General features: G+C 58.7%; 14 protein-coding genes. 4 read left to right on the forward strand and 10 right to left on the reverse strand.

Annotated elements, in window-relative coordinates:
* Nucleotides 1-367: 367 nt before the first annotated feature.
* On the reverse strand, nucleotides 368-664 hold the full coding sequence (locus tag LQV39_RS12295; protein ID WP_230025868.1) for a hypothetical protein: 297 nt from the start codon (nucleotides 662-664) through the stop codon (nucleotides 368-370).
* Between the two features lie 174 nt (nucleotides 665-838).
* Here LQV39_RS12295 and LQV39_RS12300 point away from each other — a divergent pair, with 174 nt between their 5' ends.
* Together LQV39_RS12300 and LQV39_RS12305 are read left to right on the forward strand one after the other, a co-directional pair.
* A complete protein-coding gene (locus LQV39_RS12300) occupies nucleotides 839-1,189 on the forward strand; it encodes a hypothetical protein (protein ID WP_230025870.1) in 351 nt (116 codons plus the stop codon).
* Nucleotides 1,168-1,917: a DUF4142 domain-containing protein gene (locus tag LQV39_RS12305; protein ID WP_230025872.1), complete on the forward strand. Its 750-nt coding sequence runs from the start codon at nucleotides 1,168-1,170 to the stop codon at nucleotides 1,915-1,917. The genes LQV39_RS12300 and LQV39_RS12305 overlap by 22 nt, the downstream gene beginning before the upstream one ends.
* Before the next feature lie 82 nt (nucleotides 1,918-1,999).
* Here LQV39_RS12305 and LQV39_RS12310 read toward each other — a convergent pair whose 3' ends face one another.
* Genes LQV39_RS12310 through LQV39_RS12330 form a run of 5 tightly spaced genes read right to left on the reverse strand, consistent with a single transcriptional unit; the run spans nucleotide 2,000 to nucleotide 7,446 of the window.
* Nucleotides 2,000-2,323, reverse strand: coding sequence for a hypothetical protein (locus tag LQV39_RS12310; protein WP_230025874.1), 324 nt, complete (start codon nucleotides 2,321-2,323; stop codon nucleotides 2,000-2,002).
* 17 nt (nucleotides 2,324-2,340) lie between these two features.
* Entirely contained in the window at nucleotides 2,341-4,104 is a 1,764-nt protein-coding gene (locus LQV39_RS12315) for a DUF2357 domain-containing protein (RefSeq protein ID WP_230025876.1), read from the reverse strand.
* Nucleotides 4,104-5,567 carry an McrB family protein gene (locus LQV39_RS12320; protein ID WP_230025878.1) on the reverse strand — a complete coding sequence of 488 codons (1,464 nt, stop codon included), beginning with the start codon at nucleotides 5,565-5,567 and terminating at the stop codon, nucleotides 4,104-4,106. Before LQV39_RS12320 ends, LQV39_RS12315 begins: the two co-directional genes overlap by 1 nt.
* A gap of 17 nt (nucleotides 5,568-5,584) precedes the next feature.
* Nucleotides 5,585-6,997: a DNA cytosine methyltransferase gene (locus LQV39_RS12325; protein ID WP_230025880.1), complete on the reverse strand. Its 1,413-nt coding sequence runs from the start codon at nucleotides 6,995-6,997 to the stop codon at nucleotides 5,585-5,587.
* Between the two features lie 41 nt (nucleotides 6,998-7,038).
* A complete protein-coding gene (locus LQV39_RS12330; RefSeq protein WP_230025882.1) occupies nucleotides 7,039-7,446 on the reverse strand; it encodes a very short patch repair endonuclease in 408 nt (135 codons plus the stop codon).
* A 73-nt stretch (nucleotides 7,447-7,519) separates the two neighbouring features.
* Here LQV39_RS12330 and LQV39_RS12335 point away from each other — a divergent pair, with 73 nt between their 5' ends.
* Nucleotides 7,520-9,508, forward strand: coding sequence for a DUF262 domain-containing protein (locus LQV39_RS12335; protein ID WP_230025884.1), 1,989 nt, complete (start codon nucleotides 7,520-7,522; stop codon nucleotides 9,506-9,508).
* A 268-nt stretch (nucleotides 9,509-9,776) separates the two neighbouring features.
* Nucleotides 9,777-10,532: a hypothetical protein gene (locus LQV39_RS12340; RefSeq protein ID WP_230025886.1), complete on the forward strand. Its 756-nt coding sequence runs from the start codon at nucleotides 9,777-9,779 to the stop codon at nucleotides 10,530-10,532.
* Nucleotides 10,533-10,913: 381 nt separating this feature from the next.
* Here LQV39_RS12340 and LQV39_RS12345 read toward each other — a convergent pair whose 3' ends face one another.
* From LQV39_RS12345 to cphA, 4 genes are all read right to left on the reverse strand, one after another.
* On the reverse strand, nucleotides 10,914-11,132 hold the full coding sequence (locus LQV39_RS12345; RefSeq protein WP_230025887.1) for a hypothetical protein: 219 nt from the start codon (nucleotides 11,130-11,132) through the stop codon (nucleotides 10,914-10,916).
* A gap of 149 nt (nucleotides 11,133-11,281) precedes the next feature.
* Nucleotides 11,282-11,536 (reverse strand): hypothetical protein, encoded by a 255-nt coding sequence (locus LQV39_RS12350; RefSeq protein ID WP_230025890.1) that lies wholly within the window; start codon nucleotides 11,534-11,536, stop codon nucleotides 11,282-11,284.
* A 77-nt stretch (nucleotides 11,537-11,613) separates the two neighbouring features.
* Nucleotides 11,614-11,955, reverse strand: coding sequence for a hypothetical protein (locus LQV39_RS12355; protein WP_230025892.1), 342 nt, complete (start codon nucleotides 11,953-11,955; stop codon nucleotides 11,614-11,616).
* Nucleotides 11,956-12,149: 194 nt separating this feature from the next.
* Nucleotides 12,150-14,726, reverse strand: a complete 2,577-nt coding sequence (gene cphA, locus LQV39_RS12360; RefSeq protein WP_230025893.1) for a cyanophycin synthetase — start codon at nucleotides 14,724-14,726, stop codon at nucleotides 12,150-12,152.
* Nucleotides 14,727-14,734: the final 8 nt, after the last annotated feature.

A 14,734-nucleotide genomic window follows, 5' to 3' on the forward strand; every position in this document is an offset into this window, starting at 1 on the left:
GGCGCTCGGGCGCGCGATCGGAGAAAACACGTTCACATCTGCCGCAGGGGTGTGCGGGTGCTTTTGTTCTTTCCACAAGGCTAACGAGCGCACCGATAAAAGAGCGCATCATACACTTCTTCACCTCACAAATTCGCTTGATTTTGTTGAGATTTTTGCCCCATATCTATTAGGAGAGCGACATGAAAATGAATAAGTTACTGAAAGGCCTGCTAAGCGCTTCCGTTGCAGTGGCGATGTGCAGCGTAGTGAACGCTCAGGCTCAGTCGAGCGCCAGCTCGTCGACCGGCGGCTCGACGGCAACGTCGCAATCGGATGCGGGCTCTTCCTCGAGCAGCCCATCGACCAAGCACTCCAAGAAACAGCATCAATCGCGCAAGCATAATAGCCAAGGTGGTTCGAGCGGCTCGAGTGGAAGCACCGGTTCCAGCGGCAGCGATGCATCGAGCACTGGCACCTCGGGCAGCGGCAGCATGGGCACGAGCGGATCGAGCAGTGGTGGCTCGGGCGCCGGCACGAGCACAGGCACCAGTGGCCAGTCCGGCAGCATGAATGGTTCGTCCGGTTCGTCGGGCGCGAGCGGCGCGACCGGCTCTCCCAGCTCCAGTGGCATGAGTGGCAGCACCGGCGCCTCGTCGGCGTCGAGCTTACCGAACTCGAGCACTCAGACTGGCACGGGCGCCTCGACGCCGAACACCACGTCCGGTCGCAGCAGCACCGGCCACTGATCGCCCCGGCGAGTCATGCCCGCTTGCGCCGTCCGGGCGCAAGCGCGATACATGGGCCAACCTGAAGGGATCGGCATAGGCCTTTGCAGAGTTGCCGCGAGCTTTGCTACATGAGTTCAATCCATGACGCGCGGATTGATCTGTCCGTCCAGGGCCAAGACGTGACCGTTGGCATCGAAGGCCGCTTGCGCGTTCGCGATCACCTCGGCGCAGACGAAGTTGGATGTCCTTCATATCAAGTGCAGCCAATGGCGGAGGAAATTAAGGAATTTAGTTGGAACCTCGCCGTGCGTTGGGTTGGAAAAACCTTAGTTTTATCCCATGTCGCTAACGCGCGCTGTGTATTTTCAAACATTGATATGCTCAACTGGCTTGTTATGATGGCGGGCCTGCTATGCAAGCTGGGCGCCAATTTCCACTATGAATTAGGAGATCTCAGATGCAAAACAAAAACGTGTTGAAGCGTTTGCTTGCCGCGTCGGCAGCCGCGGCCATGTTCGTCCCGTTCGCGACCCAAGCACAAAACTCCCAAGCTAATACGGCTAGTCAAAGCGTCAGCCAAACTGGCACGTCTAGCCTAGGCAAGCAGAACATGTCTGGAAAGACGGCCACCGATGGCACTGTGGACAACACAAACAGCTCGGGCATGGAAAACCGTGCGCAGGCAGGTTCCTCTGGCATGAGCATGGGCGCGTCCGGCGCTGCAGGGACGAGCGCCTCGTCGGGCGATAAGCTGAGCAGCGGAGACCAGAAGGCGCTCAAGGACATGGCGCAAGCGGACATCAATGAAGTAGCCGCCGGCAAAATTGCCGTATCCAAAGCGCAAAGCAGCGAAGTCAAAGCATATGCTCAACAGATGATTGACGATCACGGCCAAGCTTTGACGAAGGTCCAAGCTGTTGCCCAGCAAAAGGGCGTAACCCTGCCGACCGAACCCGACGCGACGCACAAAGCCATGGCGGCCAAATTGGAAAAGCTCAGCGGCGACGCGTTCGACAAGGCTTACATGCAAAACGGCGGCGTCAAAGATCACAGCATGGTGCACAAAAAGCTGATGGCCGACGCGAAGAAGATTAAGGATGCCGATGTCAAGGCTGTGGCCGACCAGCACATGCCGGTGGTGGAGCAGCACCTTAAGTCGGCGGACCAGATGGCTTCTTCGAAATCCGGCATGGCCTCTGGAAAATAATTTTTCAACGCTGACAAAGCCGTCGCGCTGGCTACACCAGACGGCGGTTTTTACTTTCGGCGAATTGAATTTTTTCGCAAGCTCAGTGCGATTTCGATGGCAGCGAAGCCACCACCAGATTGTAGAAGCTTAACGCGCGCTGGCGGCTTTCTTCGATTTTTTCCGGGTCAATGAGCGCTTTTAAAAGTGCCTCTAGGGTTTGAAACTGCGAAGCGTTATAGGACGTCAGGGCTTCGCTTTCACGTTCAATTATCTTTTCAGCATCTGCTGATATAAGTCCCGCACCGTATTTTCCATATTCCAAATAAAGCTTTACGGCTTTTTGGGTAATGATTTCGGGTATATCGTCTTCCTCAACGACCAAAGATTTTGGAAGTTGGAGGTATTGAGCGCGTTTTTCGTTCATAGCAGTTTACTTTCTCGTTATTGTAGGGGACGGCCATCGCTTGGTTGCGGCTCTTCAACGGAATACTCCGCATCGATCAAAGCGCTTAACTTCGCATCCATCAGGGAGGTGGCGCCGGGCAAGAAGGGAAGGCCGCCAATCTCGACTTCGGCGATACTATTATAGAAGCGGTGCCCCGTGTATTTTTCCTCGTCGGGATAGGGAAAGAGGACGACGGCGCCTTGCACAACGCCACGCAGATATTCCTTGCGCCGCATGGGATGCGGAATGGCGATAGCGTCCCGATACCGATGCATTGTGTTGATGTCTTCGGTCTTCGGGCCAGGGCCTCCGAACTGCCCGACGTAAGACTTGTCGAACTGAATGCGATATTTGGCGTCAAAAATATAGAAGCGATTTTCGCTTGCGATCTGGATTACATTGTCTGGTTTTTGGGCGATCGTCGGAAGCCTGTCGAACACCCGATTGTAGACGACAAAGAGATCTTTGCCTGACGGAGAGTGGACAAAGCGCATAGCCGATGCTTTGCCCTTGGCCAGCGTCACCGTCGTCTTGAAGCGGTTGGTCTTGACAATGGATTGGTCAGCCAGCTCGTGGCGCTCGCGCAGCAGCTCGACAATTTTGATGAAGCACCAGTATTCATAAAGCAGCGCGGTGTCTTTGACACCCACCGGGACGATGTCGCCGGCAAAGGAAAGCCCCCCGTTGAGCAGGCGCGCAAGCTTGTCGATTCGCGAGTAGATGGGGTGCTTGTGCAAGACCATCGACGCGGGGCGTTCGAGCGTGCCCGGGCCGACGGTAAGAAGAAATGACGCCTTCATTACGGCTTCAAGCCTGCGCTCCATGGCTTTGAGATCAGGGCGGATGGAGACGAAAAACTTTTGTTCGGAATCGCGTTCGGCGTCCTCGTCCCCAGATTCGTCGATCTTCGACAAGGCTCGCATATTGCGATAAGTCTTTTCGAGCAAGCCTTTGAAGTATCGATTCTCCGCGGTGTCGAACGTGATGGAGGAAACGTGTTCGTCGATGCGTCGGGGGAGCGCGACGCCCAAGTCAGGGTGGACTGGGCCAGAGTTGTTTCGGCGAAGCGCGCGCGACAAGGTTTGGCGAGTGACGCGCCGAGCCCGATCGGTGTCCCGCTGGACCGCGCGCTGGACCAGGGCCGTGTGAGGTTTGCGGGCGACGGCGTTGGCCAACTTGACGAAGTCGTCGAAATGGGTTTTGAGCAACGCGAACCACTCGACCAACGTCGGGCGGTGATTTTTCGCCGGCGCAGCCAGGCCATACGTTTTCGCATTGGCCGTCATAGCAAGATTGCGCAGCACCGCCGAGATTTCGTCGCGCATGGCCACGTAATCTGTCTTGTAATCGACCTTGCGAGAGAACACTTCCAGGCGCAGCTTAAACGCGCCATCGGCCGCGGCGACGCCAATGTCGGCGAAGCCGACATTGTTGCCAAAGTTGAGCGTGTGGTGTTCGCTGCCGTCGCGAACCCTGCGCTCTTCTGCGCCTGGCGGCAGCGTCAGCTTAAACAGGGACCCGGGCGTCTTTTCGATATGGATGTCGTAGGCCACGGCTTCGAAGAAGAGCGGGCTGATCATGTCACCCGGCGCCCGCGTTTGAAGCCCGCCCGATTGCTGATCCAAGGTTGAAACCGCCGCAACGCCAGTGGCCACGACTTCCGATAGCGGCAATGTGGGGATAAAGGGCGGCATCGTCGGAAGCTTGCCGATGATTTCCAAGCTCCAACCCTTGCCTTCGGCGCGCAACAGCAGCGGCATCAGGTTCCCCAGTAGTGCGTCGCGCCGTCCGATTCAAGCTGAGCGATCATGCGCTCCACTTTCTTGGCGCTTCGCATGAACGGCTCCGTGAATCGAAGAGTCGTCAAGCTTGGCTCCGCTTCGCCCTCAGATTTCGCCGAACGATCCTTTTCAAGCCAAGCTTGCAGCTTGGTAAGCGCTTCGGCCAGCGCGTCACCGCTGCCGGCGATCTTGGGCAAGACTTTTTGGAGGATGCAGAAATCCAGCGCCGCGCTCGCGGTGACGATGTCGGAAATGCCGAGTTTTTGCCAAAAGTGCATGTAGAGCAGAATAGCGTCGCGTGTCCGGTAGCCAAACTTGATCCCAGCCGGCGACAACATGTCTTGGATGTCCGCCAAAAGCTGCGCGATTTCTTCGAACATGGGCTGGCTCGTCGCGGTGGCTTCGCGAATAGAAATGGCGTTGCCGACGTCCACAATCATCGATGCGAGTGACTCGAACGTCAGCGCCGAGGGTGCCGCGCCGCTTGCGAACACGGTCAAGTCGGGATCGTCGAACTCGATGGTGAAAGCTCGATCGAGAACTTTCGGACTGAACGAATGCGTGCTCTCGTCCATGTTGGCCGTCCCGATGACTCGCAAATTGTGGGGGAGGCCGATGCCGCGCAGGGGCGCGAACTCGTCAATTCCCTCAGAGCGCGCTTTTGGCAATTCAATGGGAAGCGGATCGGTCTCGATGACGCCGCCACGACGCGCGCGGGTTTCCGTGATGCTAAGGAAATCGCTGAAATAATGCTCGACCGGTGCTAGGTTCATCTCGTCGAGCACGGCGATCACCAGCTTCGACGGGTTGTTTTTCGCATCCAGCAAACTCTGGACAAGGCGCCCCTCCACAAAGGCGTTTGGGGCCAACGTCGGCACGTAGCCAAACAGGTCGCTGTTGTCGGACCATTGCGGTTGCACGGCGATTGACTGAAAACTAGACTTGGTGCGCTCGGCGAATTTACGAGGCAACAAGCTTTTTCCTGTGCCAGAAATGCCAGACAAAATCACCAGCGGGCTAGCCATCATTGCGAGGTAGAAGTTCGCGAGCTCAGCCGCCGAGGTCACGTAACCCTCTGCTTCCATTGTTTGCTGTAGCGCTTGGAGTAGCTCGCTTGGAGATTCGCTGCCAGTCGAGACTGCGGGCGCTGTCGCGGCCTTCTCACGCTTAACCAGTGCCTCACCAAAACGATACTCCGGCGTCGCGCTGCCGGCGCGCTTGTCCGAGGCGGCCTTCGTCACGCCGCCTGTTTTTTCCAAATAACCTTGATTGATCAACGTCCTCGATTGATGCGGACGGCTGTTGCTTGGAATGTTGATATGTGAAGGAACGTGCTGCCAGATGGCGTCAAAAGGAAATTTGTGCTCTGGTCCGTAAGCTTGCAACATGTCGACGACAGCGGTTTTTGCGATCTCAGCCACTTCTTGGTTTGACAGCGCCATTTTTTCCTTTCTTCAAATTAAGCCAATTCGGCTTTGCGTTCTTTGCTTTTAGATTTTTTTCCCGGCGCCGGGGCGGGAGAGGGCGTAGCGACGACTTCGGCACGGGCGTCAAGCTGTCGAGCCAAGTGTTCGGCGATCGCTTTTCCAAGCAGCGGAGGAACCGCTTCTCCCACCATGTCCATGCCGATGCCGATTCTCGTCGTGTCCATGTCGTCGTTGTCGGATGTAATGAAGCGGAAGTCGTCGTCGAACGATTGCAGCCTAGCCGCTTCCCGCATCGTAATGCCGCGGTTTTCGGTAGGGTGTGTGAATCGGCCCGAGCCCAAGAAGTTCGCGTTGGCGGTGATCGTCAAAGCCGGCGCGTCAGGGGACAGACGAGAATAAGCGCTCCAATAGTAGTCCTTGTAGAACACCGGATTGATCGAGCCCGCTTTTTCGAGAAGCTTGCGCGCTGCCTTCTCAGTGATTTCTTTTTCCTTCGCGAGCGCCGCGATGGACTGCTCATAGGCCAAGCGCATGCGAGCGCTTTCAGCGTCCCAGGTTTGGCCTGGCCGCATTTCCTTGATGGTCTCGACGATGGATTCTTTATAGGCGCGCGTGATGTGGTTGTAGGGGAAGGTCGCCGACGTCCTCATCAGCCTGCCGTAAGCGCTGGGCTCGCCTCGGTAGAGGTCCAAGCCGCGGCCGCCAAAAATGTCTTCCTTCATCGACGGCTCGGGCAGGTCGCCAATGGCGTCGCCAACGGTCACCCATGGCAGCAGGTCCATGCCCTCGACCAGCTTCGAAGGGTCTCGATGCGTCGGAGGAGGCAGCGACGCGGGGCCAATGGAGCTGGCGATGAAAATCGCGCGCTCGCGCAGCTGCGGCACGCCGTAGTCGGCCGAATTCACCACCGCGACCTCGACGCGGTAGCCCAGATCTTTCTCAAGCATGTCGATCACGATTTCGGATAGCTTTCCAAGCCGGCCGTCAAATCCGTGATTGAGCATCTGTGGCACATTTTCGATGACCAGAAATTTAGGCCGCAACGCCTCGGCCACTTCCAAATAGCGCAGCACAAGGTCGTTTCGAGGGTCGTGCGCGAGCTGGCTGTAGCCGCGGAACTTTCGAATTTCACCTTCTTCGCGATGCTCGCTGCGGCGCAGTTGCGAGAAGCCCTGGCATGGCGGGCCGCCCAGGAGGCAGTCGAGGTCGCCAGGGCGCGCGCCGCGGTCTTTAAGGGCCTCCTCGATGGCGGAAACTTTCAGCGTGCGTATGTCTTGGCGTATGGTCGCAGGAGCAATTTCGTCGTTGCGATGGTTGTATGCGTAAGTCCTCAACGCTTCCGGCTTGACGTCGTTGCCGAGAAGGACGTTGAAGCGGCCAGAGCGGGTGAAGCCGCGGGAGGTGCCTCCGCAACCACAAAAAAATTCGGCTAAGGTGTATTTCATTCTGGGGCGTTTCTTTTCTGTTCGGGCTGCTTGCCGTTTGATCAGTCGTCCAAAAACGCCTTGAGCCGTTGGCCAAGAGCGTTCAAATCTTTGAGGTCGCATTCCCACACGATCAACGCAGACCACCCGAGCGCAGAAAGCCGTTCGAGGCTCTGCTGGTCGCGCTCGACTGTCCGTTCGAATTTAGGAAGCCAATAGTCCAAGCGGGTCGCCGGCGTTGTGGCTTTCTTGCAGCCCGCGTGGCGGTGCCAAAAACAACCATGAACAAACACGACTTTTTTTCGTTTCGAGAAGACCAAGTCAGGTTTCCCAGGTAGCTTGGCCCCGTGCAGACGATAGCGATAACCCAACGAATGGACCAGCCTCCTGACCAGGAGTTCCGGCCCTGTATTCTTGGACTTCACGAGGGACATCTGGGCGCTGCGTTCTGCGGATGTGATGCGGTCCATTCGATATTTTACCACCCATGATGTCAACTGGAACCATGTTCTCACATGCTAAAAACAGGCGGCGCCATAGTCTTTGCTGGATGGTAAAATTGATAATAAATATTGCTCTCTCGTCGATGCGGGCAAGACACTTTGCCATGCGCGCGAGAAATTTGACTCGAAAGCTGCCTCCCTCATGCAAGCCAATCCGCTGACCCTCGACGCGCTGTTCAATGCGCAGTTGCGCTACATCGTTCCGATGTTCCAGCGCCTCTACGTATGGCAACAAAAGCCCCAATGGGAAACGCTTTGGGAGGACATCGTAGAGAAGGCCGACTTGCGCCTCGAAGGTGGTCAGGCCATGCCGCACTACTTGGGAGCTCTCATCATCGAGGGCGTTCGAGCCGAGTCGCCAAGGGAAGTGAAGCGTTTTCTCATCATCGATGGCCAACAGCGGCTGACTACCTTGCAGATCTTGTTGTGCGCGTTTCGCGATGTGGCGCGTGCCAACGGGTGGGAGGCCCTGGCAAGGCCAATCAATCGATTCATAGAAAATTCCGATCAAGACGTCATGGAAAATCCTGACGAAGAAAGGTTCAAGCTGTGGCCGACACTGCTGAATAGGGAAGTTTTCAAGACTGTTTTGCTCTCCGGTTCGAGACAGGCTGTAGAGAGGGCATACCCTCTTGTCAAACTGCCCAGAAAGAAGAAGTTTGAGCCACGAAGCAATCTTGTGGAGGCTTATCTATATTTCGAAGAGCGGCTGAGGGAATATTTTTCAACCGCCGAGACCGCAGCCGGGAAGAGCCAAGAGGACGTTGGCTATGCCGTGTTCCAATCTCTCAAGCAGGATTTTTGCGTTGTCGAGATCGTGCTGTCCGAAGGTGATGATTCGCAGGAGATTTTCTACTCTCTTAATTCCCAGGGTCGCCCCCTGTCACAGTCCGACCTATTGCGGAGTCTGATCTTCATGCGAGCGGAAAAGCAGAAAGCGAACCGGGACGAAATTTTTAAAAAATATTGGAGTCAATTCGAGACGCCATTTTGGAGCGCTGAAACGAAGCGAGGCGGCCGCTCATACTCGCGCTTGGACCTCGGGCTGCGCTACTTTTTGATGGCGAAAACAGGCGTGATGGTCGACGCAAGGCGCGTCAACGAAGTGTATCGCCAGTGGATATCGAGCGCGCCGCCCAAGTATCCGTCAGTAGAAATGGAGCTCGCCGATTTCGTTCGTCATGGCGACGTCTATCAACAGTATGAGTCGGCGATGGTGTCGGCACTCCCCAGCACCGATTTGCGCCGGATTTTGATGGATTTCGACGTCTCCACAGCCCTTCCACTTGTCCTTTATTTGGAGGTGGATGCCGAGCTCTCGCCTGAGGAGCTGTCGGAGTGCTTTGGGATGCTCCAATCATTCTTGGCAAGGAGGATGCTGACCGGTGGGGAAACCAAGGAATACAACATATTTTTTGTGGACGTGTTGAGATCAGTTATGGGAGTGACATCAGCGCAAGTTCCCCAAGCTCTGCGAGCTAAACTTCTAAGCGGAAGAGGCAGCACAAGACACTGGCCGACGGACGAGGAGGTGCTCGACGCGGCGATGCATCGCCCTATTGGGCACTCGCTGCGCGCGCCGACGCTGCGGATTATGCTAGAGCGCATTGAGATCCATCAACGAAACAAAAAAACCGAAGATTTGAATGTGCAAACGCTGCTCCAGGTGGAGCACGTGATGCCGGTTTCCTGGGGCGCGCACTGGACGATTCAAGGCCAGAAGGTGCCCGCTGGCGTTGCTACGACCCACTGGCTCGCCAAGGGTGAGTTGGCAACTTTGTCCGAGCCTATCCGTCTGCGGAACAATGCTTTGCAGACCTTAGGCAACCTGACTTTGGTGAACAAATATTTGAACCCCTCTGCAAGCAACGGCGACTTCGACACTAAACGTGCCGAATATAAAAATTCCGTGCTGCGGCTGAATCGCTACTTTGACGAACTGCCTTATTGGGACGAGTCGACGATCTTGGCTCGAGGTAAGCAACTTGGTATGCAATTTTGCGCAATTTGGCCTAGGCCAGCAAGCTGATAGCTCAACCCACCGTAGGTCGCGGCACGTAGCGCTATGGGTCTCCACAAGCCCCACGAAAGCAAGGATGATGCGAATTCGCAGGGCGGCCAAGAGTATGAGGAAGCGTTGTCATCGGCAGCGGCAGTTATTCATTGAGACAGACACGGCCTTATCATTTTCTACCGCAAGTAACTCTCATGCTTACGCGCGGATCCGAAAATGAGAACTCTGCGGCCGACAGTGGCTACTTCCGGCGTGTTCGAAATCGATCTAGGAGCTCTAGTTTATGAAGATGACCAACGTGCCTAGCAAATCTAATGGCAATCCCCCACTTTTTGATAAGGATCCAGTGCGACTGGGCGAACAATTGAAGGAGTTGCACGATGAGTTCAAATCGGCGTTCGTCCGTTTAGCTGGGTATTGGCTGGCGAATTTTGAGAACGCCAACCGCTTCATCCTCGACATTATTGATGAAGCCGATTGTGAGGTGCAACCCCTCCGGCTAGCAGCGGTTTATGTGAGTCCAAAGTCATCCAATGCGTTAAGAAATTTGCACTGGTCGGACGTCGATCAGATGACGCTATACGGACAGATGATCGCGAAAATTCGTTACTCCATCGGCTATTTTGGCAACATGTGGGAGGGGCAGGTGGCGCACAACGACCACTGCTCTGCCATGATATTTGCCTACGAGGCCTATTGGAGAGGCGGCAACGACTACTTTGTCGGGTCCGTAGTTGAGACCGTTTTGAAACGTCTGCCGGATCCGAGTGAGTGGAGGATGCCGCCCGCCGCGGCGCTTCGCAAGAGTCCCTACGGCCAAGAACGTCAAAAGCTGGCGATTGAAATCGCCAACGCGTCGAAGGCTTTGTCGCGATATTACTTTGATACCTACCTTGGCATAGCCAATTCGAGCAACAAAGATGCGATCAAGCCGGAGATGAATGCGATCAAGCCGGAGATGATCGATTTCCGCGAACGCTTTGCCGCAGTTCGACAAATGGGGGCGGCCAACGTTTCTCCTCGAAACCGGGGCGACTAGCATCTCTGAGAATCGATGGCTTTGAGTCGGCCATTACAGAAGACTTCGGCATGTTCCGATTACAGCGAGGAGCTTACCCGGCAGGAAGGGCCGCCGTCATTTGGGCAGCGAGTGCCAACGTTGCCAATGGGGAGTAGGAGGGGACTGCCAGACTCGACTGTCTGTCATATCGTAGTAAAGACGGCCATTAGAAAGTCATACGCGGGTAGTGCTGCATCATCGGAGTGTGTTTTTCGGCGGTGGCAAGCGCCTTGGCCGCAGCGGCGTTGATTTCGTGTGGGACGTTCATGGCTATTCAGGCTAAGCCCGGCAGGGGGCCGGGCTTGGGTTGCCATTTTACCGCGTTAGGGCTGGGCGGGGAGGGTGAAAGGAGCTTGTTCGTCAACACGCCCGCCGCCACTCCGGCTTCGCCAGCACCCGCAAGGCTGTCGCCAGATCGACGTGCTGATGCTCCAGCGCCTGCGCCGCCGCATGAATGCTGCGCGCTCGCAACGCATCGCGGATTTTCTCGGCGGTCTGGTGGTCGGTACGGCGCTCGCCGAGGGCGTCGGTGTGCGGGTTGCGGGTAAGGCCGTGGTCGTCGATCCATTGGTAGCTCATTTTGAACCTCCATTATTGAAATGACATGATCTCGCCTTGCCGATATGGCAACTTAGCGAACGTCAACAGTGCAGGGGGATGGTGAGCAACGAAGTCCCGGCCGGCAATGCCGGCACAGGACGGAGGAAGACAAGTGCGGAAAGCTTGATTCAGGCGGCGGCCGGCAAGTCTTCGTCTGCTTGTCGCCGCTTCTTGCCCCGATCGTCATTTTTACCGGCCAAGACGCGCAGCGCTACATCGACGTCGACTTGCAGGTGATCCATTGCCATCGCCGCTGCCTGGACGCTGTCGGTCCGCAGGGCGTCGCCGATGTCGCTGGCGGTGCGCTCATCGATGCGCCGTTCGAATTTGCGATTGCCGGGGTAGAGACGGGGAACTTTCTGAGCCATGCGCAGGTAAGTCATGTGTGCCTCCGTGGTGGTTGGGTAGAGGCAATGATCGCGCATTTGCGATTAGGAAATTTTAGTTGACATCAAGAATGTCATGAAGGTCTGGCGTGGGTCAGTACCAGCCACGCGACCGTGATCACCACCATGCCGGTCAGGGTCACGCAGGTCCAGGTGAAGAACCAGGCCGACAGCAGGCCGGCCTGCAGCACCTTTTCGAACAGCACACCGAGCGCGAAGTCGAAGGCGGTGAGGAAGGACCAGCGGCGCAGGTAGACCGGCAGGTAGCGGCTCATCTTGCGGTTGTGCTGGAAGGCGGCGTGGCGCTCGATGCGGTTGCGCGCGGCGCTGACGTCGCGGAACAGCCAGTCGAAGAAGAGGAAGCGGTAGAGCAGGGAGCGGAAGGGGAGTTCGCTTGGAGCCTTGTCGTTCGTCATGATCTTGCTGCCCGGGCGATGTCGTGACCGTTCATGGTAAGGCATGCGGCGGGTGGGGCTTGTGCGGTGGCTAACTGAATCGTGTGGCTTTCGTGGTGTGCGTCAAACTTGGATCCCCGCCTTCGCGGGGACGACGAGTTAACAAAAGAAAACGGGCGCCGTCTGGCGCCCGTCTTTTGCTCACCTCAAGCCAATCAAGCCTTCGCCTCCGCCACCCGCTTGGCAATATGCGCCAGCGCCTCGTCGACCTGGTCGATCAGGATCAGCGACAAATCTCCCGGCTGCAAACGCTCCAGCGCGCGGTCGATGGCGACGAATTCGCCCTTGATCTCTTCGACGTGGCTGGTGCGCGGTGCGTCCTTCAGGCCTTCGCGCAGCAGGGCCACGACTTCGCCTTCCGAGCGGCCGCGCTGGCACTGGTCTTCGTAGAGCAGCACGTCGTCGAAGGCCTTGCCCAGGATGCGCGTCTGGTCGCGGATGTCTTCGTCGCGGCGGTCGCCGGCGCCGCTGATCAGGACCGAGCGGCGCTTGGCCGGCATGGCTTCCACGGCTTGCGTCAGGGCCTGGATCGCGTCCGGGTTGTGCCCGTAGTCGGCGATCACGGTCGCGCCCTTGTAGTCGAAGACGTTGAAGCGGCCCGGCGCATTGTCGCTCTCGCCGACGAAGGTCTTCAGGCCGGTGCGGATGGTGCTCCAATCGATGCCGACGGCCCAGGCCGCGGCCACCGAGGCCATCACGTTCTCGACCTGGAAACCGACCACGCCGCCGCGGGTGATCGGCACTTCTTTCAGGTCGATTTTCTCTTCCTGCTTGCCCAGCGCCGCGACGATGTGGCCGTTCTCGACGTAGACGATGCGGCGGCCTTGCGCGCGGTGCTTCTGCATGATCGGCAGCGAGCAGTCCAGCGCGAAGTAGGTCACGTCGCCGCGGGTGTTCTCGGCCATTGCGGCGACGATCGGGTCGGCCGCGTTCAGCACCGCCATGCCGTCCGGCGCCACGTTCTGCACGATCACGCGCTTGAGGACAGCCAGGTCTTCCAGCGTGGTGATGTAGTTCAGGCCGAGGTGGTCGCCGGCGCCGATGTTGGTCACCACCGCTACCTGGCAGCGGTCGAAGGCCAGGCCTTCGCGCAGCATGCCGCCGCGCGCGGTTTCGAAGACGGCAGCGTCGACGTCCGGGTGCAGCAGCACGTTGCGCGCGCTGCGCGGACCGCTGCAGTCGCCGCTGTCGATGCGGCGGCCCTGGATGTAGACGCCGTCGGTATTCGTCATGCCCGTGCGCAGGCCGGAGGTCGCCAGCAGGTGCGCGATCACGCGCACGGTGGTGGTCTTGCCGTTGGTGCCGGTCACGGCCACCACCGGGATGCGGCCGTCGTCGCCGGGCGCGTACAGGGTGTCCATGATCGCTTCGCCCACCGCGCGGCCCTTGCCGAACGATGGCGAGATGTGCATGCGCAGGCCGGGAGCCGCATTGACTTCGACGATGCCGCCGTTCTGTTCTTCGATGGGCTTGAGGACGCTGTCGCAGACCAGGTCGACGCCGCAGATGTCGAGGCCGACCATGTGCGCGGCGGCGATGGCGCGTGCGGCCACTTCCGGATGCACGTCGTCCGTCACGTCCGTGGCCGAGCCGCCGGTCGACAGGTTGGCGTTGTTGCGCAGGGTGACGCGCTGGCCCCTCAAGGGCACCGATTCGGCGTCATAGCCCTGCTTGGCCAGCGAGGCGAGGGCGATGTCGTCGAAGCGGATCTTGGTGAGCGCGGTGCCGTGGCCGGTGCCGCGGCGCGGGTCCTGGTTGACGGTGTCGACCAGCTGGCGCACCGTGTGCACGCCGTCACCGACCACGTGCGGCGGGTCGCGGCGGGCCGCGGCGATCAGGCGATTGCCGATCACCAGCAGGCGGTAGTCGTGGCCTGGCAGGTATTTTTCGACCAGGATGTCGTCGCGGAATTCGGAAGCGGCATGGAAGCCGGCGGTCAGCTGTTCGCGGGTGTTGACGTTCACGGTCACGCCCTTGCCCTGGTTGCCGTCCTTCGGCTTGATCACGACCGGCAGGCCGATCTCCTGGGCGGCGGCCCAGGCGTCGTCCGGGTCCACCACGACGCGGCCCAGCGGCACCGGCACGCCGGCGGCATCGAGCAGCTTCTTGGTCAGTTCCTTGTCCTGGGCGATGGTCTCGGCGATGGCGCCGGTGGCGTCGATCTCGGCGGCCTGGATGCGGCGCTGGCGGCTGCCCCAGCCGAACTGCACGAGGCTGCCCTCGGTCAGGCGGCGGAAGGGGATGCCGCGGGCCACGCCGGCGTACACGATCGAGCCGGTGGAGGGGCCGAGGCGCACGTCTTCATCGAGTTCGCGCAGCTGGTGCAGGGCGCCGTCGAGGTCGAACGGCTGGTCGGCGCGCGCGGCCTGGATCAGCTGCTCGGCCAGGGTCAGTGCCAGGCGGCCGACGTCTTCTTCGCTGTACTCGACCACGACCTGGTAAATGCCGCGCTCGATGGTGGCGGTGCTGCGGCTGAAAGTGACCGGGCAGCCGGCTTGCGCCTGCAGGGCCAGGGCCGCGACTTCCAGCACGTGGGCCAGCGGGATGGTGTCGTCATGGCCGAAGGGCTGCAGCTGGCCGATCTGCGGGAACAGGGCGCGCAGGCGGGCTTCGAAGCCGGGCAGCGACTTGATCGACTCTTCTTCCGGCGAGCAGGAGACGATCGCCTCGACCGAGGTGTGGTGGCTCCACAGGTTGGGACCGCGCAGGGCCCGGACGCGAGATACTTCCATATGAATCG

Source organism: Massilia sp. Bi118 (assembly GCF_918697865.1).
Taxonomy (GTDB): domain Bacteria; phylum Pseudomonadota; class Gammaproteobacteria; order Burkholderiales; family Burkholderiaceae_D; genus Telluria.